Origin of the sequence: Streptococcus sp. 27098_8_109 (assembly GCF_041432295.1) — a bacterium.
Taxonomy (GTDB): domain Bacteria; phylum Bacillota; class Bacilli; order Lactobacillales; family Streptococcaceae; genus Streptococcus.
In genome coordinates, this window is record NZ_JAPVZJ010000003.1 from 52,758 (window position 1) to 79,290 (window position 26,533).

The following is a 26,533-nucleotide window of genomic DNA, read 5'->3' on the forward strand; positions in this document are numbered from 1 at the left end:
CTCGAATCTATCAGAATGTAAAAAGCTACCACACCTAGACATTCAAAGACAAGGAAATAAAGATGAACAAGAAAATATTAGAAACATTAGAGTTCAACAAGGTCAAGGCCTTATTTGAACCCCATTTGTTGACCGAGCAGGGCTTGGAGCAACTAAGACAGCTGGCTCCGACTGCCAAAGCAGATAAAATCAAACAGGCTTTTGCTGAGATGAAGGAAATGCAGGCTCTTTTCGTCGAGCAACCGCATTTTACTATTCTTGCAACCAAGGAAATCGCAGGAGTCTGCAAGCGGTTGGAGATGGGAGCGGACCTCAATATCGAGGAGTTCCTACTTTTGAAGCGCGTGCTTCTTTCTAGCAGAGAACTGCAAAGTTTTTATGCCAATCTGGAAAATGTCAGCTTGGAAGAATTAGCCCTTTGGTTTGAGAAATTACATGATTTTCCGCAATTACAAGGAAATCTCCAAGCCTTTAATGATGCAGGTTTCATTGAAAATTTTGCCAGTGAAGAATTAGCGCGCATCCGTCGAAAAATCCATGATAGCGAGAGTCAGGTACGCGATGTTTTACAGGACCTGCTCAAGCAAAAAGCGCAGATGTTGACAGAGGGGATTGTTGCCAGCAGAAATGGCCGTCAGGTTTTACCAGTCAAAAACACCTACCGCAATAAGATTGCAGGTGTCGTGCATGATATTTCTTCTAGTGGAAATACCGTCTACATCGAACCCCGTGAGGTAGTCAAACTGAGCGAAGAAATTGCTAGTCTGCGAGCAGATGAGCGCTATGAAATGCTTCGCATTCTCCAAGAAATTTCTGAGCGTGTCCGCCCTCATGCGGCTGATATTGCCAATGATGCTTGGATTATCGGCCATCTGGACTTGATTCGTGCCAAGGTTCGTTTTATCCAAGAAAGGCAAGCAGTCGTACCTAAGCTGTCAGAAAATCAGGAGATTCAACTGCTCCATGTCTGCCATCCTTTGGTCAAAAATGCCGTCGCAAATGATGTCCATTTTGGCCAAGATTTAACAGCTATTGTCATTACAGGTCCCAATACAGGTGGGAAGACCATCATGCTTAAAACTCTGGGCTTGACACAGGTTATGGCCCAGTCCGGTTTGCCGATTTTGGCAGATAAGGGAAGCCGTGTTGGTATTTTTGAAGAAATCTTTGCCGATATTGGAGATGAGCAATCTATTGAACAGAGCTTGTCTACCTTCTCTAGCCACATGACCAATATTGTGGATATTCTTGGCAAGGTTAACCAACATTCACTTTTACTCTTGGATGAGTTGGGAGCTGGTACAGACCCTCAAGAAGGAGCTGCTCTTGCCATGGCTATTCTGGAAGACCTTCGCCTGCGTCAAGTCAAGACAATGGCGACCACCCACTATCCAGAACTCAAGGCCTATGGTATCGAGACAGCCTTTGTGCAAAATGCCAGCATGGAGTTTGATACTGCGACTCTACGCCCGACCTATCGCTTTATGCAGGGTGTGCCTGGTCGAAGCAATGCTTTTGAAATTGCTAAACGTTTAGGATTATCTGAAGTTATCGTAGGAGATGCCAGTCAGCAGGTCAATCAGGACAATGATGTCAACCGAATCATTGAACAACTGGAAGAGCAGACGCTAGAAAGTCGCAAACGCTTGGACAATATCCGTGAGGTGGAGCAAGAAAATCTTAAGATGAACCGTGCTCTCAAAAAGCTCTACAATGAGCTCAATCGTGAAAAGGAAACCGAGCTTAATAAGGCGCGTGAACAGGCTGCTGAGATTGTGGACATGGCCCTCAGTGAGAGTGACCAGATTCTCAAAAATCTCCATAGCAAATCTCAACTTAAACCCCATGAAATCATTGAAGCTAAGGCCAAGTTGAAAAAATTGGCTCCTGAAAAAGTAGACTTGTCTAAAAACAAGGTCCTTCAAAAAGCCAAGAAAAAACGAGCTCCCAAGGTGGGAGATGATATCGTGGTTCTCAGTTACGGTCAGCGTGGTACCTTGATCAGTCAACTCAAGGACGGCCGCTGGGAAGCCCAAGTTGGCTTGATTAAGATGACCTTAGAAGAGAAAGAATTTGACCTCGTTCAAGCCCAGCAAGAAAAGCAAGTCAAGAAGAAACAGGTCAATGTTGTGAAACGAACTTCTGGTCGAGGACCTCAAGCCAGACTGGACCTTCGAGGCAAGCGCTATGAAGAAGCCATGAATGAGCTAGATGCCTTTATCGACCAAGCCTTGCTTAATAATATGGCTCAAGTTGATATCATCCATGGTATCGGAACAGGTGTCATCCGTGAAGGTGTCACCAAATACCTACAAAGAAACAAGCATGTCAAGAGTTTCGGCTATGCCCCACAAAATGCTGGGGGCAGTGGTGCGACTATTGTCACTTTTAAAGGATAGCAGTATTCTAGATTTTATAAAGTAAAAACTGTTGAACTCATTTTTACTAATAAACACATTGACAAAAGCCAACATTTTTTGTAAAATAAGAATCAATTAAATACCAACACCGAATGAAGTTTAATAGAAGTGGGGAATCGTTTGATTTTCCATGACTGTAAATGGACGGAACTCTGGAGAGACCGTAAAGGCACCGAAGGGGCAAGGCAGGCAACTGCTCAAACTCTCAGGTAAAAGGACAGAGCTAGGATAGACCGCTTTTTAGTATTTATCTAAGCATTCCAGAGTACATGTATCTTACATGTGCTCTTTCTTTTGGGGTTGAACAGATAGGAGAAGGAAATGTTAGAATTGCTTAAATCAATCGATGCTTTTGCTTGGGGCCCACCCCTCTTGATTTTATTGGTCGGGACAGGGATTTACCTAACTGCTCGTCTAGGACTCTTGCAGGTTTTGCGTCTGCCCAAGGCCTTCCAGCTTATTTTTACCAAGGATAAGGGGCATGGCGATGTATCCAGCTTTGCGGCACTATGTACAGCCCTAGCAGCGACAGTTGGTACGGGAAATATTATCGGGGTGGCGACGGCTATCAAGGTCGGTGGCCCAGGAGCCCTCTTTTGGATGTGGATGGCTGCTTTCTTTGGGATGGCTACCAAGTATGCAGAAGGACTACTAGCTATCAAATACCGTACCAAGGATGACCATGGTGCAGTAGCGGGAGGTCCGATGCACTATATCCTTCTAGGGATGGGAGAAAAGTGGCGACCACTTGCCATCTTCTTTGCCCTGGCAGGTGTGCTAGTAGCTTTGCTGGGAATCGGAACCTTCACCCAAGTCAACTCGATTACAGAATCTATCCAAAATACAACAACAATTTCGCCAGCCATCACTGCTCTTGTATTGTCAGTATTTGTAGCGATTGCAGTCTTTGGTGGCCTCAAGTCCATTTCTAAGGTTTCAACTACAGTTGTTCCTTTTATGGCCATCATCTATATTTTGGGAACTCTTACAGTTATTTTCTTTAATATTGGGAAAATCCCTGCCACAATCGCTTTAATCTTGACATCAGCATTTAGTCCTGTTGCTGTGGTAGGTGGATTTGCAGGTGCTAGCATTCGAATGGCTATTCAAAATGGTGTAGCGCGTGGTGTGTTCTCAAACGAATCTGGTCTGGGTTCGGCTCCCATTGCAGCGGCTGCGGCTAAGACAAATGAACCAGTAGAGCAAGGTTTGATTTCCATGACAGGAACCTTTATTGACACCCTTATTATCTGTACCTTGACTGGTTTAACAATCTTGGTGACTGGTGTTTGGAGTGGTGATTTGAATGGAGTTGCCTTGACTCAGTCAGCCTTCTCAACAGTCTTTTCACACTTTGGACCTGCTCTCTTGACCATCTTCCTTGTGCTCTTTGCCTTTACAACGATTCTTGGTTGGAACTACTATGGAGAACGCTGTTTCGAGTTTCTCTTCGGTGTTCGCTTTATCTGGCTCTACCGTGTGGTCTTTGTGCTCATGGTCTTGTTGGGAGGTTTTATCGAGTTGGATATGGTTTGGATTATCGCAGATATTGTTAACGCCTTGATGGCTCTACCAAATTTGATTGCCCTCTTGGTCTTGTCGCCAGTCGTTATTGCTGAAACTAAAAAGTATTTTAATAAATAATGAAATCACACAGCTCGTGTGATTTTTTGCTTTCATAAAAAATTTCTATCAGTGCAATTTAAAATATATATTATGCAAGGTATAGAATCTGTGATAGACTAGATTTCAACAACATGAAAAGAGGTTTTATGATGACAACATTTACCATCCATACAGTAGAATCAGCACCAGCAGAAGTGAAAGAAGTTCTTGAAACAGTAGAAAAAGATAACAATGGCTATATTCCCAACCTAATCGGTCTCTTGGCTAATGCACCTACCGCCTTAGAAGCCTACAGAACTGTCGGAGCCATCAATCGTCGCAACAGCTTGACACCCGTTGAGCGTGAAGTGGTGCAAATCACGGCAGCTGTAACCAATGGTTGTGCCTTCTGTGTCGCCGGTCATACAGCTTTTTCCATCAAACAAATCCAGATGAACGATGACCTTCTGCAAGCCCTTCGCAATCGTACTCCAATTGAAACAGATCCTAAATTGGATACCCTAGCTAAGTTTACTTTGGCAGTTATCAATACCAAGGGTCGTGTAGGAGATGAAGCCTTGGGTGAGTTTTTAGAAGCTGGCTACACTCAACAAAATGCCTTGGATGTGGTTCTTGGTGTCAGCCTAGCAAGCCTCTGTAACTATGCCAATAACCTAGCCAATACACCAATTAATCCAGAATTGCAACCTTATGCTTAATTCATATCTGAGAAAAATGAAGTCTAAAATAATTGGACTTCGTTTTTTTAAATCCTCATTTAAGCGCTTTTATGCTATACTGAAACTAACATGATTATTGGAGGTTAGGATGAAAAAACTCCCTTTGGTATTTTCTGGTTGTTTGCTAGGTTTGGCAGGAGCTGGAAATCTTATTTTAGATACGTTGCCGGTTCTGTCCCATCTTTTTAGTCTGACAGGTTTGATTTTGTGGATTTATTTTCTAATTCTACATCTCTTTAATTGGAAGGAAACCAAGCAAGAATTGACCAAGCCTCCTCTTTTGTCAGGAATGGCGACCTTTCCCATGGCTGGGATGATTTTATCTACCTATGTTTTTCGCGTCTTCCCTCATCTTCCTTTGGTAGCGCAAGGACTCTGGTGGTTTTCATTTCTCTTGGATTTGGCCTTGATTGCTGGTTTTACCATCAAGTTTGCTTGTCCAGGGCGGAGGGTTCATGCCACTCCAAGCTGGACGGTTCTCTATGTGGGGATAGCAGTGGCAGCCTTGACTTATCCTCTGGTAGGCATCATCGAAATTGCCTATGCGACCTTGAGTTTTGGGTTTCTCCTAACCTTCTATCTCTACCCGCTTATTTATAGTGATTTAAAGAAACAACCACTCCCCGTAGCCTTGCTTGGTCAAGAAGGAATCTACTGTGCTCCTTTCTCTCTACTCTTGGCTTCCCTAGTTCGAGTTGGAGGAGAGAGCCTACCGACTTGGCTATTAGTTGTGATGATTTTGGCTTCCCAATCCTTCTTTTTCTTTGTTTTGACTCGCCTGCCCAACATTTTAAAACATGGCTTTCAACCAGCCTTTTCAGCCCTCACCTTCCCAACTATTATCACGGCTACCTCGCTCAAGATGGCTCAGGGAATCTTGAAACTTCCATTTTTGGATTATTTAGTACTGGCTGAAACCGCTATTTGCTTAATTATTTTAGTCTTTGTACTAGGTTCTTATCTGAATTGGTTACGAAAAAAGGTCTAGCTAGAAATAGCTAAACCTTATTTTTTATGGTTTGATAACCTCAGCTCCGCCCATGTATGGACGAAGTGCTTCTGGGATGGTCACAGAACCATCTTCATTTTGGTAGTTTTCAAGAATAGCAGCCACTGTACGTCCAACTGCAAGTCCAGAACCGTTCAAGGTATGGAGGAGTTTCACCTTGCCGTCTGCTTCATCACGGTAACGGATTTGGGCACGACGGGCTTGGAAATCTTCTGTGTTTGAACAACTTGAGATTTCACGGTAGGTATTTTGCGCTGGAATCCAAACTTCCAAGTCGTAAGTTTTAGCAGCTGAGAAGCCCATATCTCCTGTAGAGAGAGCAACGACACGGTATGGAAGGTTAAGTTTTTGAAGGATATTTTCAGCGTTGGCTGTCATTTTTTCCAATTCTTCATAAGATTCTTCTGGCTTGGCAAATTTAACCATTTCAACCTTGTGGAATTGGTGCAAACGAATCAAGCCACGAGTATCACGACCGGCAGAACCAGCCTCAGAACGGAATGATGGACTCATAGCAGTGAAGTAGATTGGCAGGTCTTTACCGTCCAGGATTTCATCACGGTAGTAGTTTGTCAGAGGAACTTCAGCTGTAGGAATAAGGACGTAATTGCTATCGCTGAGTTCAAAAGTATCTTCCTTGAATTTTGGATATTGACCAGTACCAAACATAGAGTCATGGTTAACCATGTAAGGCGTGATGACTTCCGTATAGCCTTCTTTTCCATGTTCATCCAACATAAAGTTGTAGATGGCACGTTCCAAACGAGCACCGAGACCTTTATAGAAGAGGAAACGAGCGCCTGTTACCTTACCACCGCGTTCCCAGTCAAGGATACCAAGATCTTCACCAAGATCCCAGTGAGCTTTTGGCTCGAAATCGAACTCGCGTGGAGTACCCCAACGGCGAACTTCCACATTGTCATTTTCGTCAGCCCCAACAGGAACGCTATTAGCTGGAATATTTGGAAGAGTAGTGGTAAATTCTGTCAATTTAGCATCGATGTCTGCCAATTCAGCATCCAAGGCTTTAACCTCAGCAGATAGAGTTTGCATGGCAGCAATCTTGTCATCTGCATTTTCCTTGTTGCGCTTAGCTTGGGCAATCTCAGCAGAAACTGTGTTACGTTCTGCTTTTAAAGTTTCAACCTTGACCAAGATGTCACGACGTTTAGCATCGATTTCTTTCATCTCATTCAAGATAGCAGCATCTACACCACGTGTAGCTAATTTTTCTGCGACAGCATCAAAGTCTGTACGAATGCGTTTGATATCTAACATAAGAACTCCTTTATGAAAAAAGCACACCTGACAAAGCGTTGGAGTGGCAGGGCCACGGTTCCATCCAACTTCACAGGTGTGCACTTGATTGTGTATGCAATTGTTATTAACGGTAGAATTTCACCTATCCCTCCTATCTGCTCGCAGCACCCGCAGACTTTCTGAAAGAAGAAGATAACCTACTTATCCGTTGCTATGATTATACTAAAGTTTTTACTTTTTTGCAAATAGATTTTTAAATTTTTGACCAATGGTCTGAATTAGGGTAGGAAGTTTGACAACCTTGTCGTTACCCAGTTTTTCGCGAGCAATTTTGAGAATGGCACCTGAGTCTTTTGAAGCAAAGAGGAATTTTCCTCTGTCTGTAAAGACTTCGAAGTGGCGACTGATTTTGCGACCAGTGACATTGGCCCCAATCTGGTTGATATGGTCCCAAGGAATCTGGATAAATTGTTCGACATTGACATCTGGGTAAAATTCCAGAGCCTGATCTCCGACCAGAAATTTCCCAACTTTTCCAGCTATAGAGAGGTAGGAAGTTCCTGTCGTATTGAGAAGCACTGTTTTGTTAAGAGATTGGGCCATGATTAGTCTTCCTTACTTTCACCGAAAAAGGCATTGTAGAGGGCTTTAATTGCTGCTTTTTCTTGATCTTTATTGACAACAAACATAATAGAAACTTCACTAGAACCTTGAGACATCATCTGGATATTAATCTTATTTTCAGATAGAGCACGTGTAGCAGTAGCAGTTACTCCGATATGACTCTTCATTTTTTCTCCAACAATCATAATGATTGAAAGGTCATGTTCGATTTCTGCATGGTCTACTTCAGCTTTTTGAACCAATTGACGCAGGATTTCTTCTTCCTTGATAGGAGTTAGTTCACGAGAACGAAGAATGATTGAAAGATCGTCGATACCAGTTGGCATATGTTCCCAACCGATGTTGAGGTCTTCAAGGATTTGAAGAACCTTGCGACCAAATCCAATCTCGCGGTTCATGAGGTATTTCGACATGTTGATGCTGACAAAGTCAGAATCACCGGCAATTCCTACAACTGGAAATTCATCACTACTGTGTTTTAGAACGATACGAGTACCTGGATGGTCAGGATTGTTGGTATTCTTGATAACCAGAGGAATTTTTCCTCGGTAGGCAGGAAGAAGAGCTTCGTCATGAAGAACTGAGAATCCTGCATAAGCCAACTCACGCATTTCACGGTAGGTCAACTCAGGAATCGAGTGTGGTTGGTGGATAATTCCTGGGTGAGCTGCAAAGATACCATCAACATCCGTAAAGTTTTCATAGAGGTCGGCTTTAACCCCTGCAGCAATGATAGAACCTGTAATGTCTGAGCCTCCACGTGAGAAGGTACAGATTTGATTTTCCTTAGTAACTCCAAAGAAACCAGGAATGACAAGGACTTCATTTGCATTTGTCAATTCTTCAATCTTGTCATAACTTGATGGCACGATGCGAGCGTTGCCCGGCTCACTTGTTACCACAATCCCAGCTTCTCTAGGGTGAACATAGCGTGCATCTATACCGTTTTGGTTAAAATAGGCAGCAATCAATTTGGCATTGTTGTTTTCACCCGCTGCTAGGAAAGTATCGTAGAGAAATTCGTTTTCTTCGATAGGAAGAGTTGCCAAGGCCCGAATACTTTTTGAAATTTTTTCTAGAACAGCTGGTTTCAGTTCCAATTCACTAACCATAGCGGCATAGCGTTCAATAATCCAGTTCTGACTTTTGCTAATATCGTTACCAGCAACATAGTCGCGGTAGTATTTAATCAAGGCATCCGTAACCTTAGTATCTTCAGCATTGCGTTTACCGGGCGCAGAAACGACCACAAAACGACGCTCTGAATCACTTTTGACAATGTTTAAAACTTTTTCTAACTGACTAGCAGAGGCAAGAGAACTACCTCCAAATTTAACAACCTTCATAAGGACTCCTAAAGTAAGTATTTTATACGATTATAGCAGAAAGAAAGCCTTTTTTCAAATGAAGAAAATAATCCATTTTACAGGGAAAGATAAGGAATCTAAAATCGGCTGAGACACTTATTACATTCTTATTCTTGCTTTTTTAGAATAAAAAAGATATACTTTGATAATAAAATAACTTAACTTGCTTATAAAAATAAAAAAGGAGTTCAGATGGAACATATTATTTATCAGATTGAAGAGGATTTGGCAATTATTACTTTAAACCGTCCTGATGTCGCTAATGGTTTCCATATTCCTATGTGTGAGGAGATTTTAGAAGCTCTGACTTTGGCAGAAGAGGATCCGGCTGTGCATTTTGTCTTAATCAACGCGAATGGCAAAGTCTTTTCAGTTGGGGGAGATTTGGTTGAGATGAAGCGAGCAGTCGATGAGGATGATATTCCATCATTGACGAAAATTGCAGAACTAGTCAATGCTATTTCTTATAAAATCAAGCAAATTGCAAAGCCTGTTTTGATGGAGGTTGATGGGGCTGTTGCAGGTGCTGCAGCGAATATGGCTGTTGCCGCAGATTTCTGTTTAGCGACCGATAAGGCTAAATTTATCCAAGCCTTTGTCGGAGTTGGTTTGGCTCCAGATGCAGGAGGAATTCATCTCTTGAGCCGAAGTATTGGTGTGACGCGTGCTACTCAACTAGCCATGACAGGAGAGGCTTTGACAGCAGAAAAAGCTCTGGAGTGGGGTGTGGTTTACCGTATTTCTGAAGCTGACAAGTTAGAAAAAACCAGAGAACAGCTTCTTAAAAAATTAAGACGTGGTTCAAGCAATTCCTATGCAGCCATCAAGAAGTTGGTTTGGGAGAGCCAATTTAAAGATTGGCAAGATTATGCTGTTTTAGAACTGCATCTACAGGAATCACTAGCTAAAACAGAGGATTTCAAAGAGGGAGTTCGGGCTCATTCGGAGAGAAGAAGACCTAAATTTACAGGAAAATAAAAAAATACTTGCGCCATTCTTTGAACTTTGATATAATTCTTCTGTCAAATGTTTTGATTGTAAAAGTTTTTTTGAGAAGGAGGGAAAGAAAGTTTGGACTACCAACGAATTAATGAATATTTAACGTCTATATTTAACAATGTCCTCGTTATTGAGGAAGTTAGCTTGAGAGGTAGTCGTTTCAAGGATATCTCCATCAAAGAAATGCATACGATTGATGTGATTGGGAAATTCCCAGATGTGACACCAAGTCAAGTGTCGAAAGAGTTGATGGTGACTCTTGGGACAGTTACGACTAGTTTGAATAATCTCGAACGCAAGGGGTACATTGAACGCATTCGTTCAGAACATGATCGACGTGTGGTGCATCTGCATTTGACAAAGAAAGGTCGCTTGGTTCATAGGCTACATAAACGCTTCCACAAGGCCATGGTTGAAAAAATCATTGATGGTATGAGTAAGCAAGAAATTGAGGTTATGAGCAAAGGTTTGACCAATCTTTATCAATTTTTGGAGGATTTGAGATAATGGCTTTTGCAAAAATAAGCCAGGTTGCTCATTATGTGCCAGAGCAAGTGGTTACAAATCATGATTTGGCTCAGATTATGGATACCAATGATGAGTGGATTTCAAGTCGGACGGGAATACGACAAAGGCATATCTCAAGAACAGAATCTACTAGTGATTTGGCTACAGAGGTTGCTAAGAAACTGATGGCAAAAGCTGGAATCACAGGAGAGGAGTTGGATTTTATCATCCTAGCTACCATTACTCCTGATTCGATGATGCCCTCTACAGCTGCTCGTATCCAAGCTAATATTGGTGCTAATAAGGCCTTTGCTTTTGATCTAACAGCTGCTTGCAGTGGATTTGTATTTGCCTTGTCAACAGCTGAAAAGTTTATCGCTTCTGGTCGCTTTCAAAAAGGCTTGGTGATTGGTAGTGAAACTCTCTCTAAGGCAGTCGATTGGTCAGACCGATCAACAGCTGTTTTATTTGGAGATGGTGCTGGTGGTGTTTTGCTAGAAGCTAGCGAGCAAGAGTATTTCTTAGCTGAGAGTCTCAATAGCGATGGAAGTCGCAGCGAGTGTCTGACGTATGGACATTCAGGCCTACATTCTCCATTTTCAGATCAAGAAAATGCAGATTCATTTTTGAAGATGGATGGACGCGCAGTCTTTGATTTTGCCATTCGGGATGTAGCCAAATCTATTAACCAGACTATTGAAGAATCTCCTGTAGAGGCGACAGACTTGGATTATCTGCTACTTCATCAGGCTAATGACCGTATTTTGGATAAGATGGCTAGAAAAATCGGTGTCGACCGAGACAAACTTCCAGCCAATATGATGGAATATGGCAATACCAGTGCAGCAAGTATCCCGATTTTACTTTCAGAATGTGTGGAACAAGGTCTCATCCGTTTAGATGGTAGTCAGACTGTTCTGCTATCAGGCTTCGGTGGAGGCTTGACCTGGGGCACACTCATTCTTACAATTTAGGTAATCATGTGGTGAACACATTGTTATAAAAAACTATTTATTTTAAAGGAGTCCTATTATGGCAGTATTTGAAAAAGTACAAGAAATTATCGTTGAAGAACTTGGAAAAGACGCATCAGAAGTAACACTTGAATCAACTTTTGATGACTTGGACGCAGATTCATTGGACTTGTTCCAAGTAATCTCAGAAATCGAAGATGCTTTTGATATCCAAATCGAAGCAGAAGATGACTTGAAAACAGTTGGTGACTTGGTTGCCTACGTTGAAGAGCAAACAAAATAAACAGAATATAGATAGAAGGAGTAGGGAAACCCGCTCCCTCTTGTTTAGGCAATAGTTTGATTGTCAAATTATGACGATATCGAACTATTACGTAAGCAAGAAACGATGGAGGCACTATGAAAACGCGTATTACAGAATTATTGAACATTGATTATCCTATCTTTCAAGGAGGAATGGCTTGGGTTGCTGATGGTGATTTGGCAGGAGCTGTTTCTAAGGCTGGAGGGCTAGGGATTATCGGTGGGGGAAATGCCCCTAAAGAAGTTGTCAAGGCAAATATTGATAAAATCAAATCATTGACTGATAAACCCTTCGGTGTCAACATCATGCTTTTGTCTCCCTTTGTGGAAGATATTGTAGACCTCGTTATCGAGGAAGGTGTTAAGGTAGTGACAACAGGCGCAGGAAATCCAAGTAAATACATGGAACGTTTCCATGAAGCTGGTATTACAGTTATTCCTGTTGTACCAAGTGTTGCTTTAGCTAAACGCATGGAAAAAATCGGTGCGGACGCTGTCATTGCAGAAGGAATGGAAGCTGGGGGACATATTGGGAAATTAACAACCATGACCTTGGTGCGTCAGGTTGCTGCTGCTGTATCTATTCCTGTTATTGCTGCAGGAGGGATTGCGGATGGTGAAGGTGCTGCGGCTGGCTTTATGCTAGGTGCAGAGGCTATTCAGGTTGGAACTCGTTTTGTCGTTGCAAAAGAGTCTAATGCCCATCCAAATTATAAGGCGAAAATTTTAAAAGCTAGAGATATTGATACTACGATTTCAGCTCAACACTTTGGACATGCTGTTCGTGCGATTAAAAATCAGTTGACTCGTGATTTTGAACAAGCTGAAAAAGATGCCTTTAAACAAGACAATCCAGATTTGGAAATTTTTGAACAAATGGGAGCAGGTGCTCTAGCCAAAGCGGTTGTTCACGGAGATGTGGATGGTGGTTCTGTTATGGCAGGTCAAATCGCAGGCCTTGTTTCCAAAGAAGAAAGCGTTGAAGAAATCCTAAAAGATTTGTATTACGGAGCAGCTAAGAAAATTCAAGAAGAAGCCTCTCGTTGGGCAGGAGTTGTAAGAAATGACTAAAACAGCCTTTTTATTTGCTGGTCAAGGTGCCCAGTATCTAGGTATGGGCCGGGGTCTCTATAATCAGTATCCTATTGTCAAAGAAACGATTGATCAAGCGAGTCAGGTACTCGGTTATGATTTGCGTCATCTCATTGATACGGAAGAAGAAAAACTCAATCAGACCCGCTATACGCAACCAGCTATTTTAGCAACTTCAGTTGCTATCTATCGTTTATTGCAAGAAAAGGGCTATCAGCCTGATATGGTTGCTGGTTTGTCCCTTGGAGAATACTCTGCCTTGGTGGCTAGCGGCGCCTTGGATTTTGAAGATGCGGTAGCCTTGGTTGCTAAGCGTGGAGCCTATATGGAAGAAGCGGCTCCTGCTGGCTCTGGCAAGATGGTGGCAGTTCTCAATACACCAGTAGAGGTTATTGAGGAAGCCTGTCAAAAAGCTTCTGAACTTGGCGTAGTTACCCCAGCCAACTATAATACACCTGCACAAATCGTGATTGGTGGAGAAGTGGTTGCAGTTGACCGAGCTGTTGAACTCTTGCAAGAAGCAGGTGCCAAACGCTTGATTCCTCTCAAGGTTTCAGGACCTTTTCATACCGCTCTCCTTGAGCCTGCTAGCCAGAAACTGGCTGAAACACTAGCTCAGGTAAACTTTTCAGATTTCACTTGTCCCTTAGTCGGCAATACAGAAGCAAGAGTCATGCCAAAAGAAGACATTGCTCAACTCTTGACGCGTCAGGTTAAGGAACCAGTTCGTTTCTATGAAAGCATTGCAGTTATGCAAGAAGCAGGCGTAACCAACTTTATTGAGATTGGACCGGGGAAAGTTTTGTCAGGATTTGTTAAAAAGATTGATAAGACGGCTAAACTAGCCAATGTTGAAGATCAGGCGAGTTTGGAAACCTTGCTAGAAAACGAGTAATCCCTTCTCCCATAAATACAGGAGGAAACAGGAGAAAAGAATGCAACTAAAAAATAAAAATATCTTTATTACAGGTTCGAGTCGTGGGATTGGTCTTGCCATCGCCCACAAGTTTGCTCAGGAAGGAGCCAATATTGTTTTAAACAGTCGTGGGGCAATCTCAGAAGAATTACTCGCTGAGTTTTCAAACTATGGTGTCAAGGTGGTTCCTATTTCAGGAGATGTATCAGATTTTGCAGACGCTAAGCGTATGGTTGATCAAGCTATTGTAGAGCTGGGTTCAGTAGATGTTTTGGTCAACAATGCAGGGATTACCCAAGATACCCTGATGCTCAAGATGACAGAAGCGGATTTTGAAAAAGTGCTCAAGGTGAACCTGACTGGTGCCTTTAACATGACACAATCAGTCTTGAAACCGATGATGAAAGCCAGAGAAGGTGCTATCATTAATATGTCTAGTGTAGTTGGTTTGATGGGAAATATCGGTCAAGCTAACTATGCAGCTTCTAAGGCTGGTTTGATTGGTTTTACCAAGTCTGTGGCGCGTGAAGTGGCCAATCGCAATATCAGGGTTAATGCTATTGCACCTGGAATGATTGAGTCCGATATGACATCTGTTCTATCAGACAAGGTAAAAGATGCCATGCTGGCTCAAATTCCTATGAAAGAATTTGGACAGGCAGAGCAGGTTGCAGATTTAACAGTATTTTTAGCAGGCCAAGATTATCTAACTGGTCAAGTGGTTGCCATTGATGGTGGCTTAAGTATGTAGCAGAAGCTAGAGGTAAAAAAGATGAAACTAAATCGCGTAGTAGTAACAGGTTATGGAGTAACATCTCCAATCGGAAATACACCAGAAGAATTTTGGAATAGTTTGACAACTGGAAAAATCGGAATTGGTCAAATTACAAAATTTGATCATAGTGACTTTGATGTGCATAATGCAGCAGAAATCCAAGATTTTCCTTTTGATAAATACTTTGTTAAGAAAGATACCAATCGTTTTGATAACTACTCTTTGTATGCCTTGTACGCAGCCCAAGAAGCTGTCAATCACGCTAATCTCGATGTGGAGACTCTTGATAAGGATCGTTTTGGTGTTATCGTGGCCTCTGGTATTGGTGGAATCAAAGAAATTGAAGATCAAGTGCTTCGCCTAAATGACAAAGGACCAAAACGTGTGAAACCATTGACCCTTCCAAAAGCCTTGCCAAATATGGCTTCAGGAAATGTTGCTATGCGTTTTGGAGCAAACGGTGTTTGTAAATCCATCAATACTGCCTGCGCTTCATCAAATGACGCGATTGGGGATGCCTTCCGCTCAATTAAATTTGGTTTCCAAGACGTTATGTTGGTAGGTGGTTCAGAAGCCTCTATCACACCTTTTGCTATTGCTGGTTTCCAAGCCCTAACTGCTCTCTCAACTACAGAAGATCCAACTCGTGCTTCCATTCCATTTGATAAGGACCGTAATGGTTTTGTCATGGGTGAAGGTTCTGGGATGTTGGTTCTTGAAAGCCTTGAACACGCTGAAAAACGTGGGGCTACTATCCTTGCTGAAGTGGTTGGTTACGGAAATACTTGTGATGCCTACCACATGACTTCACCACATCCAGAAGGTCAGGGAGCTATCAAGGCCATCAAACTAGCCTTGGAAGAAGCTGAGATTTCTCCAGAGCAAGTAGCCTATGTCAATGCTCACGGAACGTCAACTCCTGCTAATGAAAAAGGAGAAAGTGGTGCGATCGTAGCTGTTCTTGGTAAGGAAGTACCTGTATCATCAACCAAGTCTTTCACAGGACATTTGCTGGGTGCTGCAGGTGCAGTAGAAGCTATCGTAACAATCGAGGCTATGCGTCATAACTTTGTTCCAATGACAGCTGGAACAAGTGAAGTATCAGATTATATCGAAGCCAATGTCGTTTATGGACGAGGCTTGGAGCAAGAAATTCCATACGCCATTTCAAATACCTTTGGTTTTGGTGGCCACAATGCAGTTCTTGCTTTCAAACGTTGGGAGAATAAATAACTATGAATTTAAACGATATTAAAGACTTGATGGCTCAATTTGACCAATCAAGTTTGAGAGAATTTTCTTATAAAAATGGGACGGATGAGTTGCAGTTTAGCAAGAATGAAGCGAGAATGGTGTCTGAAGTTGCAGCTCAAGTCGCTCCAGCGCCCGTTCTAGCAACACCAAGTCCAGTAGCTCCTACATCTGCTCCAGCAGAGACTGTAGCAGAAGAAGTTTCAGCTCCAGCAGAAGCAAGTATGGCTGCTGAGGGAGATGTTGTAGAGAGCCCACTTGTTGGGGTGGCTTACTTGGCTGCTGGTCCTGATAAACCTGCCTTCGTCACAGTTGGTGATAGTGTCAAAAAAGGTCAAACATTGGTAATTATCGAAGCCATGAAAGTCATGAATGAAATTCCAGCACCTAAGGATGGTGTGGTAACGGAAATTCTCGTTTCTAATGAAGAAATGGTTGAGTTTGGTAAAGGATTGGTACGTATCAAATGATCGATATTCAAGGAATCAAAGAAGCCCTTCCCCACCGTTATCCTATGCTCCTAGTAGACCGTGTGTTGGAAGTGGGCGAGGATACCATTGTTGCCATCAAAAATGTAACCATCAATGAGCCCTTCTTCAACGGTCATTTTCCTCAATACCCTGTCATGCCAGGTGTTCTGATTATGGAAGCCTTGGCGCAAACAGCTGGTGTCTTGGAGTTATCAAAACCTGAAAATAAAGGTAAACTAGTCTTTTACGCTGGTATGGACAAGGTTAAATTCAAGAAGCAAGTTGTACCTGGTGACCAATTGGTTATGACAGCAACGTTTGTAAAACGTCGCGGTACAATTGCTGTGGTTGAAGCAAAGGCTGAAGTGGATGGCAAGCTTGCAGCCAGTGGTACTCTTACCTTTGCAATAGGGAACTAAGGAGGTTCTCCATGTTTCGAAAAATTTTAATTGCCAATCGCGGTGAAATTGCGGTTCGTATTATCCGTGCGGCGCGTGAACTGGGGATTGCGACGGTGGCGGTTTATTCAACTGCTGATAAGGAAGCCCTTCATACGCTTTTGGCAGATGAGGCTGTTTGTATCGGTCCTGGTAAGTCAACTGAGTCTTATCTCAATATCAATGCGGTTCTATCAGCTGCAGTCTTGACTGAAGCAGAAGCCATTCACCCCGGTTTTGGATTTCTCAGTGAAAATTCCAAATTTGCTACCATGTGTGAAGAAGTTGGGATCAAGTTTATCGGTCCATCTGGTCATGTCATGGATATGATGGGAGACAAGATCAATGCGCGTGCTCAGATGATCAAAGCTGGTGTTCCAGTCATTCCAGGTTCGGATGGAGAAGTGCATAACTCTGAGGAAGCTTTGACTGTCGCTGAAAAAATTGGCTATCCTGTTATGCTCAAGGCTTCAGCAGGTGGAGGTGGTAAAGGGATTCGTAAGGTTGAAAAACCAGAAGACCTCGTTTCAGCCTTTGAAACGGCCTCTAGCGAAGCCAAGGCCAATTATGGCAATGGTGCCATGTACATAGAACGAGTCATCTATCCAGCTCGTCATATCGAGGTTCAAATCTTAGGAGATGAACACGGAAATGTGATTCACTTGGGGGAACGGGATTGTTCTCTTCAACGGAATAACCAAAAGGTTTTAGAAGAAAGTCCTTCGATTGCAATCGGAAAAACGTTGCGCCATGAAATCGGTTCTGCTGCTGTTCGAGCTGCAGAGTCTGTTGGCTATGAAAATGCAGGGACCATTGAGTTTCTTCTTGATGAAGCCAGTGGTAAATTCTATTTTATGGAGATGAATACTCGTGTACAAGTAGAACATCCAGTAACAGAATTTGTTTCAGGTGTGGATATCGTTAAGGAACAGATTCGCATTGCGGCAGGTCAGCCTCTTTCTGTTAAGCAAGAAGATATTGTCCTACGAGGTCATGCCATCGAGTGTCGTATCAATGCAGAAAATCCAGCCTTCAACTTTGCTCCTAGTCCAGGTAAGATTACCAATCTCCATCTGCCAAGTGGTGGAGTTGGCTTGCGCGTGGATTCAGCAGTTTATCCAGGCTATACCATTCCACCTTATTATGATAGTATGATTGCTAAAATCATCGTTCATGGTGAAAATCGTTTTGATGCCTTGATGAAAATGCAACGTGCCCTCTATGAATTAGAGATTGAAGGGGTGCAGACCAATGCAGATTTCCAGCTTGACCTCATTTCAGATCGCAATGTCATTGCTGGAGATTACGATACTTCCTTCTTGATGGAAACATTCTTACCTAAATATCAAGAAAAAGAATAAAATGACTTCAAGAGTTTAAACCGAAAAGGGGAATTAATGGCTCTATTTAGTAAAAAAGATAAGTATATTCGAATCAATCCCAATCGTTCGATTAGGGAAAAACCTCAAGCCAAGCCAGAGGTTCCAGATGAATTATTCTCCCAGTGTCCAGGTTGTAAGCATACCATTTATCAGAAGGATCTGGGAAGTGAGCGTATCTGTCCACATTGTAGCTACACCTTTCGTATTTCTGCCCAAGAACGCTTGGCTTTGACGATTGATATGGGAACCTTTAAGGAATTGTTTACAGGGATTGAAAGCAAGGATCCCTTGCATTTCCCTGGCTATCAAAAGAAACTAGCAGCTATGCGTGAAAAAACTGGTCTGGACGAAGCTGTTGTGACAGGAACAGCTCTTATAAAAGGTCAGACTGTGGCTCTTGGGATTATGGATTCTAACTTTATCATGGCTTCTATGGGTACGGTTGTAGGTGAGAAAATCACTCGTTTGTTTGAGTATGCGACTGTGGAAAAATTGCCAGTTGTCCTCTTCACAGCCTCTGGTGGAGCCCGTATGCAGGAAGGAATCATGAGTCTCATGCAGATGGCCAAGATTTCTGCAGCGGTTAAACGCCATTCAAATGCTGGTCTCTTTTACCTGACCATTTTGACAGATCCAACGACAGGTGGTGTGACAGCTTCTTTCGCTATGGAAGGAGATATCATCCTAGCTGAACCACAAAGTTTGGTTGGTTTTGCTGGGCGTCGTGTCATTGAAAATACGGTTCGTGAAAGCTTGCCTGAGGATTTCCAAAAGGCAGAATTCCTATTAGAACATGGCTTTGTGGATGCTATTGTCAAAAGAAGAGACTTACCAGATACGATTGCTAGCCTAGTCAGATTGCACGGAGGGAGTCCTAGATGAATATTGCAAAAATAGTCAGAGAAGCGCGTGAGCAGAGTCGCTTGACAACCTTGGACTTTGCGACAGGCATTTTTGATGAATTTATCCAATTACATGGTGACCGTTCTTTTCGTGATGATGGTGCAGTTGTTGGTGGCATTGGCTGGCTTGGGGACCAAGCTGTAACAGTGGTTGGTATCCAAAAAGGCAAGAGTTTACAAGATAACCTCAAGCGGAATTTTGGTCAACCGCATCCAGAAGGCTATCGCAAGGCCCTGCGTTTGATGAAACAGGCTGAAAAGTTTGGTCGTCCAGTAGTGACCTTTATCAATACTGCAGGTGCCTATCCTGGTGTGGGGGCGGAAGAACGTGGACAGGGAGAAGCTATCGCTCGCAATCTCATGGAAATGAGTGACCTGAAAGTTCCGATTATCGCCATCATTATCGGTGAAGGTGGTTCGGGTGGGGCTCTGGCTCTAGCCGTTGCGGACCGTGTTTGGATGCTGGAAAATTCTATCTATGCTATTCTCAGTCCAGAAGGTTTTGCTTCTATTTTATGGAAAGACGGCAGTCGTGCCATGGAAGCGGCAGAACTGATGAAAATCACTTCGCATGAACTGTTAGAAATGGATGTGGTGGATAAGGTGATTTCTGAAGCAGGGTTTTCTAGTAAAGAACTGATTAAGAGTGTCAAGAAAGAACTTCAAACTGAGCTAGCTATACTTTTACAAAAACCGTTAGAAGCGTTGTTGGAAGAGCGTTACCAACGATTTAGAAAATACTAATACCTCAGAATACATAAAAACTAGAACTGGCAGTCAGTTCTAGTTTTTATGTGTTTCTTACTCTGTATCAAGGACGAAGTAAAAGGTGCTTGGAAGACCAAACACCTTTTCGATTATTCATTTTCTTCAGTTACAAATTGACTAAGCAGTCCATTGATAAAACGGGCTGATTTTTGATCTGAAAAATTCTTAGCAAGTTCAATAGCTTCATTGACTGCTACCAGCTGAGGTGTATCAAATGATGTGATTTCAAAGATACCTAAGCGTAGTAAGTTTTTTTCGACCAAAGTCAAGCGTTCAACTGTCCAGCCTGACTTGAGGTGCTGGTTGATTTGTTTATCCAACTCGTCTTTTTGAGCTTGAACGCCAGAAACCAAGTTCAGAAGAAAGGCAGGGATTTGCACATCTGCATCTTCACGGTCATGCGTGTAGGCAAAGTGACAAGCTGTTTCCATATCTGTGCCGAATTCAAGGCTCATGAGAGCTTGAAAAGCGCATTTACGAAGTTCGCGTCTAGATTCTAATAATGGACTAGTCATTGAGGAAGTCCTCGTTAAATAGATCTTTCAACTCAGGTTTTGGTGTTTTATCTGGAACGATTCCTGCAACATGGATGTTGACAGCAGAAAGTTCCACATCAGCCATATCACGAACAGCATCTTTGACTGCTTTTTGAATAGCAAGAGCAACTTTTGGTACCTTCACACCGTACTCAAGATAGAGGTAGATGTCAGCAGTTAGTTCTTCGTTGCTTTCTTTTAAGTAGACGCCACGACCAAGAGAGAGTTTTGATAGGGTATCAGATACGGATTTATTTGAAAATGAGTGGACACCATCAACTTTAGCAGTTGCGATGGCAATGATTTTTTCAAGTACACGTGGAGCGATAACGATTTCGCCAAATTGTTCTTCAATTCCCATAGAATGACCTCTTTCTAGAGATTAGGCACGAGAAACGTAAGTTCCTTCTGCAGTGTTGATGATCAATTTTTGTCCAGCTTCGATGAAGTCAGGAACGTTGACAACAAGTCCAGTTTCCATAGTCGCTGGTTTACCAGAACCTGTAACAGTAGCACCTTTGATAGATGGTTGTGTTTCAGCAACTGTCAATTCAACAGTAGTTGGTACAGTTACACCGATTACTTCAGTTCCGTAGAATTGGATTTTCACATCAGAGTTTTCAAGGATGTAAAGCAATTCATTTTCAACGTTTACGACTGGGATTTCGTATTGGTCGTAAGTTTCAGTGTTCATGAAGTAGGCAGTTTCATCCATTTTGTATAAGTATTGAGCTGGGACAGTCTCGATAATAGCTTGTTCGAATTTTTCTTCTGGACGGTAGCTTGTGTCAAATGTAGAACCAGTACGGACATCACGCAATTTCATACGCATGATCGTGTTTCCTTTACCTGGTTTGTGGTGGCTAGCTTCCAAAACGCGGATCAATTTTCCGTCTGCAGTTTCAAATGTCATACCAGCTTTCAATTTGCTTGCTTCAATCATGTTTTTACCTCTTTAATAAATATTATTACTCTTCATTCTACCATAAAATCTTCTGAAAATAAAGCCAAAATAGTTATTGGGAGATGATGGGAGCGAAAAAACCAACCTCAGGGCTGGTTTCTTTTACATATTAATCTTCTTTCAACTTTGCCAATTCTTGTGCAAGTAGTTTAAGGGCAACTTGTGGGTTGGCTTGTCCTTTGGTTGCTTTCATAAGGAATCCTGTGAAGGCCTTGTCTGCGTTGCGTTTGCCTGACTTGAAGTCGGCAACAGCGGCTTCGTTATCGGCAAAGACTTGGTGGATGATTGGAATCAAGACAGCTGGATCTGAGATTTGAACCATACCTGCTTTTTCCACATATTCACGCGCACCGCCGCCATTTTTAGCCAGGTGGACAAAGACTTTCTTGGCAATCTTAGAAGAGATTGTGCCGTCTTCGATGATGGCAATCATTTCAACCAAGTTTTCTGGTGTCAATTTTATTTGTTCAAGTGTCTTGCCTTCGGCATTCAAGAACTGAGCAACTTCTCCTTGGAGCCAGTTAGAGATTTGTTTGGCATCGCCACCGAGGGCGACAGCTTTTTCAAAGAAGTCAGAAGTGACTTTATTTGCAGTTAACTGGCTAGCGTCATAGTCTGACAAGCCGAGGTCAGAGACGTAACGTGTACGGCGTTCTTTTGGAAACTCTGGTAACTCTGTACGCATTTCTTCGATCCACTCGTCTGAGATTTCAAAGAGTGGTAGGTCGGGTTCTGGGAAGTAGCGGTAGTCTGCAGCACCTTCTTTGACACGCATGAGGATGGTTGCTTTATTCGCTTCATCGTAACGGCGTGTTTCCTGACGGATTTGACCACCTGAGCGAAGGATTTCAGCTTGACGTTGGACTTCGTATTCAAGACCTTTACGAACGTTTGAGAAGGAGTTGAGGTTTTTCAACTCAGTCTTGGTACCGAATTTTTCTTGACCATAAGGGCGAAGGGAGATATTGGCATCCACACGCATAGAACCTTCTTCCATCTTAACGTCAGAAATACCAGCATACTGGATAACTTCCTTGAGGGCTGTTAGGTAAGCATAGGCTTCTTCAGGAGAACGCATGTCTGCTTCAGATACAATCTCAATCAATGGCACCCCTTGGCGGTTGAGGTCAACGTAAGAGTAGCCGTCTGTACCGTGGGTGTTTTTACCAGCGTCTTCTTCTAGGTGGGCACGTTCGATACCGATTTTCTTAGTCGTACCGTCTTCTAGCTCGACTTCAATCCAACCATTATAACCAATTGGCTCATCAAACTGAGAAATTTGGTAGGCTTTTGGATTATCAGGGTAGAAGTAGTTCTTGCGGTCAAAGTGCATCTTTTTGTGGATGTCCATGTTGAGGGCAAGAGCAGCCTTGATACCGGCATCGACAACACCTTTATTGAGAACTGGCAGAACTCCTGGGAAGGACCAGTCAATCACGTTAGTGTTGGCGTTTTGGTCATTTCCGAAGTGGGCAGAAGTAGGTGAGAAGATTTTTGAATTGGTGTTGAGCTCTACGTGGACTTCAAGTCCAATGACTGTTTCAAAGTTCATTAGTTGTCACCTCCAAAAATCACGGGTTGTTGTTTGTGGTAGTCTGTTGTTGCCTCAAAAGCAGCAGCAGCTTGGTAAATGGTTTCTTCTGAGTACTTAGGACCAATCAATTGCAGACCGACAGGTAGACCTTGAGAGAATCCAGCAGGAATCGAAATTCCTGGGAGACCTGCCAAGTTGACAGGAATTGTCAAAAGGTCAGCCAAGTACATGGCAACTGGATCATGGTTGAGTGAATCCAAGTCGTAGGCAACACTTGGGGCAGTTGGTCCCAAAATCAAGTCGTAATCCGTAAAAACTTTTTCGAAATCTTGAATGATAAGGGTACGAACCTGACCAGCTTTCTTATAGTAGGCATCGTAGTAACCTGATGAAAGGCTGAAAGTACCTAGCATGATACGACGTTTCACCTCTTCACCGAAACCTTGGCTACGGCTGTTTACATAGATTTCATCAAGATTAGTCGCATCTTCTGCACGATAACCGTAACGGATACCGTCAAAGCGTTGCAAGTTTGATGAAGCTTCAGATGAAGCAATGATGTAGTAAACGGCAACACCGTATTTAGAGTGAGGAAGGCTAACTTCTTCAACGATAGCACCAAGTTTCTCAAAGTGTTTAGCAGCATTAAGGATGGTTTCTTTGACCTCTGGATCAATTCCTTCACCGAGGTATTCTTTAGGCAAAGCAATTTTCATGCCCTTGATGTCTTGACCGATTTTTGAAGTAAAGTCGGCAATGCGGACAGGAGCAGAAGTAGAGTCTTTGGAATCTTCGCTGGTAATAGCGTTGAGCAAGAGAGCATTTTCCTTAACAGTAGGAGCAAAAGGTCCAATCTGGTCTAATGAACTACCAAAGGCAATGAGACCGAAACGAGAAACAGTTCCGTAGGTTGGTTTGAGACCAACAATCCCGTTGAAGGCAGCAGGTTGGCGGATGGAACCACCAGTATCAGAACCAAGTGATAAGCGGACTTGCCCTGACGCTACAGCTACGGCAGAACCACTAGACGAGCCACCAGGAACCTTGCTGTGGTCCCAAGCATTTTTAGTTGCTCCGTAGTGAGAAGTCTCACCAGAACCACCCATGGCAAATTCGTCCATGTTAGTTTTCCCTACGACAATCATGCCTTTCGCTTTTGCATTGGAAACGGCTGTCGCATCAAAGATTGGCTCGTAGTTGTAGAGCATTTTTGAGGCTGCAGTTGTGAGAATACCGTCTGTAGAGATATTATCTTTAACTGCAAGTGGAATTCCTGAAAGGACATTATCAGCGTCAATTCCAGCTTCATCAATAGCTTTAGCTTGAGCAAGAGCTTGCTCTTCAGCGATGGTGACGAAAGCGTTGATAGCTGTCTCTCGAGACTTGATATCTTCAAGCGTTGCTTGGGTTAATTCTGTTGCAGAAATTTCCTTAGAGACAAGGAGATTGTGCAAGTCTTCAATGGTTTTATTGTTAAAAGTCATTAGGCATCTCCTCCATCGTCTAGGATAGCTGGTACCTTGATATAGTAGTTGTCTTTTTCAGGTACGTTTTTAAACAAGCGATCACGGTCTGTTCCTTCTTCGGCCACATCAGGTCGGAGTACGGTCTTACGGTCAGCCATAGTTGTAGTAGGTGCGACACCGGTTGTGTCAACTTCGCCCAGCAACTCAACCATGTCAACAATTTTAGACAAGGTTGTCGCAAAGGCAGCAGTTTCTTCTTCAGAGAATCTTAATTTTGAAAGATTGGCAACGTGTGTTACCTCTTCTTGCGTAATTTTCATCTTGCATCCTTTCGTGAAATGATGATTTTTAGTCTGTTCTATTTTACCATATTTTCCTATAAATAAGGGAGGGATAAGTGAAAAGAAATAGAAATTGAAAAAAATGGCAAAATCCGATATAATGGAGTGTTGAAAGGAATGGTAAAATCCAATGTAGAAATCATTCTTAGCTATTGAAACAAGAAAAATAGAGAATCAAAGAAAGAGAACTTATGAATATTCAAGAAGAAATTAAGAAACGTCGTACTTTTGCCATCATCTCCCACCCGGACGCGGGGAAAACAACCATCACCGAGCAGTTGCTCTACTTTGGGGGCGAGATTCGTGAGGCTGGTACGGTAAAAGGAAAGAAAACAGGGACTTTTGCCAAGTCTGACTGGATGGATATCGAGAAGCAACGTGGGATTTCCGTGACTTCATCTGTTATGCAGTTTGACTACGATGGCAAGCGCGTGAATATCCTCGACACGCCAGGGCATGAGGACTTCTCAGAAGATACCTATCGTACCTTGATGGCGGTGGATGCTGCGGTCATGGTGGTGGACTCTGCCAAGGGTATCGAGGCCCAAACTAAGAAATTGTTTGAGGTTGTGAAACACCGTGGTATTCCAGTCTTTACCTTTATGAACAAGCTGGACCGTGACGGTCGTGAGCCTTTGGATCTCTTGCAAGAATTAGAAGAAGTTCTAGGCATTGCGAGCTATCCGATGAACTGGCCAATCGGGATGGGGAAAGCCTTTGAAGGGCTCTATGACCTCTATAACCAACGCTTGGAGCTCTATAAGGGGGATGAACGTTTTGCCAGTTTAGAAGATGGGGACAAGCTTTTTGGTAGCAATCCTTTCTACGAGCAAGTCAAAGATGATATTGAACTTTTAAATGAAGCTGGAAATGAATTCTCAGAGGAAGCTATCCTTGCTGGAGAATTGACACCTGTCTTCTTCGGTTCAGCTCTTACTAACTTTGGTGTCCAGACCTTCCTTGAAACCTTCCTTAAGTTTGCTCCAGAACCACATGGACACAAGAAAACAGATGGCGAAATTGTGGATCCTTACGACAAGGATTTCTCAGGATTTGTCTTTAAAATCCAAGCCAACATGGACCCTCGTCACCGTGACCGTATCGCCTTTGTCCGTATCGTTTCGGGTGAGTTCGAGCGCGGGATGAGTGTCAACCTGCCTCGTACTGGTAAGGGTGCCAAACTATCTAATGTTACTCAGTTTATGGCGGAGAGTCGTGAGAATGTGACCAATGCCGTGGCAGGTGATATTATCGGTGTTTACGATACAGGTACTTATCAGGTTGGGGATACTTTGACGGTTGGAAAAAACAAGTTTGAGTTTGAACCGTTGCCAACCTTTACTCCTGAAATTTTCATGAAAGTTTCTGCTAAGAATGTCATGAAGCAGAAATCCTTCCACAAGGGGATTGAGCAACTGGTGCAAGAAGGTGCTATTCAGCTTTATAAGAATTACCAAACAGGCGAGTATATGCTGGGTGCTGTCGGCCAACTCCAGTTTGAAGTCTTCAAGCATCGTATGGAAGGCGAGTACAATGCGGAAGTAGTCATGAGCCCAATGGGTAAAAAGACTGTTCGCTGGATCAAGCCTGAGGACTTGGATGAACGCATGTCATCAAGCCGCAATATCTTGGCCAAAGACCGTTTTGACCAACCAGTTTTCCTCTTTGAAAATGACTTTGCCCTCCGCTGGTTTGCGGACAAGTATCCAGATGTAGAGTTGGAAGAGAAGATGTAAATCGTTACAAATGACTAGCAACATAAAGTTGCTGTCATTTGACGGTAACCGCTATGGCGGCTTACCTAAACGCTTCACTAGGAAAAATCCACGAATATTATCGATTCGTGGATTTTTCCGTCGTAACTGGTAGGAAGTAGTCTAGCTAACTGCCT

At 42.9% G+C, this 26,533-nt stretch carries 27 protein-coding genes and 1 riboswitch; of the genes, 18 read left to right on the forward strand and 9 right to left on the reverse strand.

Annotated features, from left to right (window positions below):
• Positions 1-62 precede the first annotated feature (62 nt).
• The 4 genes from O3664_RS02050 (at position 63) to O3664_RS02065 (ending at position 5,753) form a co-directional block, all read left to right on the forward strand.
• Positions 63-2,399 (forward strand): endonuclease MutS2, encoded by a 2,337-nt coding sequence (locus O3664_RS02050; protein ID WP_371613566.1) that lies wholly within the window; start codon positions 63-65, stop codon positions 2,397-2,399.
• Between the two features lie 163 nt (positions 2,400-2,562).
• Positions 2,563-2,651, forward strand: a riboswitch (glycine riboswitch).
• 90 nt (positions 2,652-2,741) lie between these two features.
• A complete protein-coding gene (locus tag O3664_RS02055) occupies positions 2,742-4,064 on the forward strand; it encodes a sodium:alanine symporter family protein (protein WP_070528807.1) in 1,323 nt (440 codons plus the stop codon).
• 131 nt (positions 4,065-4,195) lie between these two features.
• On the forward strand, positions 4,196-4,744 hold the full coding sequence (locus O3664_RS02060) for a carboxymuconolactone decarboxylase family protein (RefSeq protein WP_033686525.1): 549 nt from the start codon (positions 4,196-4,198) through the stop codon (positions 4,742-4,744).
• Between the two features lie 109 nt (positions 4,745-4,853).
• A complete protein-coding gene (locus O3664_RS02065) occupies positions 4,854-5,753 on the forward strand; it encodes a TDT family transporter (protein ID WP_084927832.1) in 900 nt (299 codons plus the stop codon).
• 24 nt (positions 5,754-5,777) lie between these two features.
• Here O3664_RS02065 and serS read toward each other — a convergent pair whose 3' ends face one another.
• The 3 genes from serS to O3664_RS02080 all read right to left on the reverse strand — a co-directional run bounded on the left by serS (position 5,778) and on the right by O3664_RS02080 (position 9,004).
• The gene (gene serS / locus O3664_RS02070) at positions 5,778-7,052 is read right to left on the reverse strand and encodes a serine--tRNA ligase (RefSeq protein ID WP_371613567.1); all 1,275 of its coding nucleotides are present in this window, start codon (positions 7,050-7,052) and stop codon (positions 5,778-5,780) included.
• A gap of 213 nt (positions 7,053-7,265) precedes the next feature.
• Entirely contained in the window at positions 7,266-7,637 is a 372-nt protein-coding gene (locus O3664_RS02075; protein ID WP_000079345.1) for a DUF956 family protein, read from the reverse strand.
• 2 nt (positions 7,638-7,639) lie between these two features.
• A complete protein-coding gene (locus tag O3664_RS02080; RefSeq protein WP_070842771.1) occupies positions 7,640-9,004 on the reverse strand; it encodes an aspartate kinase in 1,365 nt (454 codons plus the stop codon).
• A 213-nt stretch (positions 9,005-9,217) separates the two neighbouring features.
• Here O3664_RS02080 and O3664_RS02085 point away from each other — a divergent pair, with 213 nt between their 5' ends.
• From O3664_RS02085 to O3664_RS02145, 13 genes are all read left to right on the forward strand, one after another.
• A complete protein-coding gene (locus O3664_RS02085; protein ID WP_371613568.1) occupies positions 9,218-10,003 on the forward strand; it encodes an enoyl-CoA hydratase in 786 nt (261 codons plus the stop codon).
• Between the two features lie 93 nt (positions 10,004-10,096).
• A complete protein-coding gene (locus tag O3664_RS02090; RefSeq protein WP_000386351.1) occupies positions 10,097-10,531 on the forward strand; it encodes a MarR family winged helix-turn-helix transcriptional regulator in 435 nt (144 codons plus the stop codon).
• A complete protein-coding gene (locus O3664_RS02095; protein WP_268717709.1) occupies positions 10,531-11,505 on the forward strand; it encodes a beta-ketoacyl-ACP synthase III in 975 nt (324 codons plus the stop codon). The genes O3664_RS02090 and O3664_RS02095 overlap by 1 nt, the downstream gene beginning before the upstream one ends.
• Before the next feature lie 58 nt (positions 11,506-11,563).
• The gene (locus tag O3664_RS02100; protein ID WP_000257838.1) at positions 11,564-11,788 is read left to right on the forward strand and encodes an acyl carrier protein; all 225 of its coding nucleotides are present in this window, start codon (positions 11,564-11,566) and stop codon (positions 11,786-11,788) included.
• Positions 11,789-11,904: 116 nt separating this feature from the next.
• Entirely contained in the window at positions 11,905-12,879 is a 975-nt protein-coding gene (fabK, locus tag O3664_RS02105; protein WP_371613569.1) for an enoyl-[acyl-carrier-protein] reductase FabK, read from the forward strand.
• Positions 12,872-13,795, forward strand: a complete 924-nt coding sequence (gene fabD / locus O3664_RS02110; protein WP_371613570.1) for an ACP S-malonyltransferase — start codon at positions 12,872-12,874, stop codon at positions 13,793-13,795. Before fabK ends, fabD begins: the two co-directional genes overlap by 8 nt.
• A gap of 40 nt (positions 13,796-13,835) precedes the next feature.
• Complete coding sequence (fabG, locus tag O3664_RS02115) at positions 13,836-14,567, forward strand: 3-oxoacyl-[acyl-carrier-protein] reductase (RefSeq protein WP_237447240.1); 732 nt, start codon at positions 13,836-13,838, stop codon at positions 14,565-14,567.
• A 21-nt stretch (positions 14,568-14,588) separates the two neighbouring features.
• On the forward strand, positions 14,589-15,824 hold the full coding sequence (gene fabF, locus O3664_RS02120) for a beta-ketoacyl-ACP synthase II (protein WP_261035007.1): 1,236 nt from the start codon (positions 14,589-14,591) through the stop codon (positions 15,822-15,824).
• Positions 15,825-15,826: 2 nt separating this feature from the next.
• Positions 15,827-16,312, forward strand: coding sequence for an acetyl-CoA carboxylase biotin carboxyl carrier protein (accB, locus tag O3664_RS02125; protein WP_004262899.1), 486 nt, complete (start codon positions 15,827-15,829; stop codon positions 16,310-16,312).
• Positions 16,309-16,731 carry a 3-hydroxyacyl-ACP dehydratase FabZ gene (gene fabZ, locus O3664_RS02130; protein ID WP_049500261.1) on the forward strand — a complete coding sequence of 141 codons (423 nt, stop codon included), beginning with the start codon at positions 16,309-16,311 and terminating at the stop codon, positions 16,729-16,731. The genes accB and fabZ overlap by 4 nt, the downstream gene beginning before the upstream one ends.
• A gap of 11 nt (positions 16,732-16,742) precedes the next feature.
• Complete coding sequence (locus O3664_RS02135) at positions 16,743-18,110, forward strand: acetyl-CoA carboxylase biotin carboxylase subunit (RefSeq protein WP_371613571.1); 1,368 nt, start codon at positions 16,743-16,745, stop codon at positions 18,108-18,110.
• Between the two features lie 36 nt (positions 18,111-18,146).
• The gene (gene accD / locus O3664_RS02140) at positions 18,147-19,013 is read left to right on the forward strand and encodes an acetyl-CoA carboxylase, carboxyltransferase subunit beta (RefSeq protein ID WP_371613572.1); all 867 of its coding nucleotides are present in this window, start codon (positions 18,147-18,149) and stop codon (positions 19,011-19,013) included.
• Positions 19,010-19,777, forward strand: coding sequence for an acetyl-CoA carboxylase carboxyl transferase subunit alpha (locus O3664_RS02145; protein WP_265527657.1), 768 nt, complete (start codon positions 19,010-19,012; stop codon positions 19,775-19,777). The genes accD and O3664_RS02145 overlap by 4 nt, the downstream gene beginning before the upstream one ends.
• 113 nt (positions 19,778-19,890) lie before the next feature.
• Here O3664_RS02145 and nusB read toward each other — a convergent pair whose 3' ends face one another.
• The 6 genes from nusB to gatC all read right to left on the reverse strand — a co-directional run bounded on the left by nusB (position 19,891) and on the right by gatC (position 24,621).
• On the reverse strand, positions 19,891-20,316 hold the full coding sequence (gene nusB, locus O3664_RS02150) for a transcription antitermination factor NusB (protein ID WP_000203638.1): 426 nt from the start codon (positions 20,314-20,316) through the stop codon (positions 19,891-19,893).
• Positions 20,309-20,698, reverse strand: a complete 390-nt coding sequence (locus O3664_RS02155) for an Asp23/Gls24 family envelope stress response protein (protein ID WP_020902992.1) — start codon at positions 20,696-20,698, stop codon at positions 20,309-20,311. Before O3664_RS02155 ends, nusB begins: the two co-directional genes overlap by 8 nt.
• 21 nt (positions 20,699-20,719) lie before the next feature.
• Positions 20,720-21,280, reverse strand: a complete 561-nt coding sequence (efp, locus tag O3664_RS02160) for an elongation factor P (protein ID WP_000568643.1) — start codon at positions 21,278-21,280, stop codon at positions 20,720-20,722.
• Positions 21,281-21,410: 130 nt separating this feature from the next.
• A complete protein-coding gene (gene gatB, locus O3664_RS02165; protein WP_084928846.1) occupies positions 21,411-22,853 on the reverse strand; it encodes an Asp-tRNA(Asn)/Glu-tRNA(Gln) amidotransferase subunit GatB in 1,443 nt (480 codons plus the stop codon).
• Complete coding sequence (gene gatA, locus O3664_RS02170) at positions 22,853-24,319, reverse strand: Asp-tRNA(Asn)/Glu-tRNA(Gln) amidotransferase subunit GatA (protein ID WP_084927818.1); 1,467 nt, start codon at positions 24,317-24,319, stop codon at positions 22,853-22,855. The genes gatB and gatA overlap by 1 nt, the downstream gene beginning before the upstream one ends.
• Positions 24,319-24,621 carry an Asp-tRNA(Asn)/Glu-tRNA(Gln) amidotransferase subunit GatC gene (gene gatC, locus O3664_RS02175; protein WP_000705419.1) on the reverse strand — a complete coding sequence of 101 codons (303 nt, stop codon included), beginning with the start codon at positions 24,619-24,621 and terminating at the stop codon, positions 24,319-24,321. The genes gatA and gatC overlap by 1 nt, the downstream gene beginning before the upstream one ends.
• Before the next feature lie 212 nt (positions 24,622-24,833).
• On the opposite strand from gatC, the gene O3664_RS02180 reads away from it, so the two are divergent.
• Positions 24,834-26,378, forward strand: a complete 1,545-nt coding sequence (locus O3664_RS02180; RefSeq protein ID WP_001025437.1) for a peptide chain release factor 3 — start codon at positions 24,834-24,836, stop codon at positions 26,376-26,378.
• Positions 26,379-26,533: the final 155 nt, after the last annotated feature.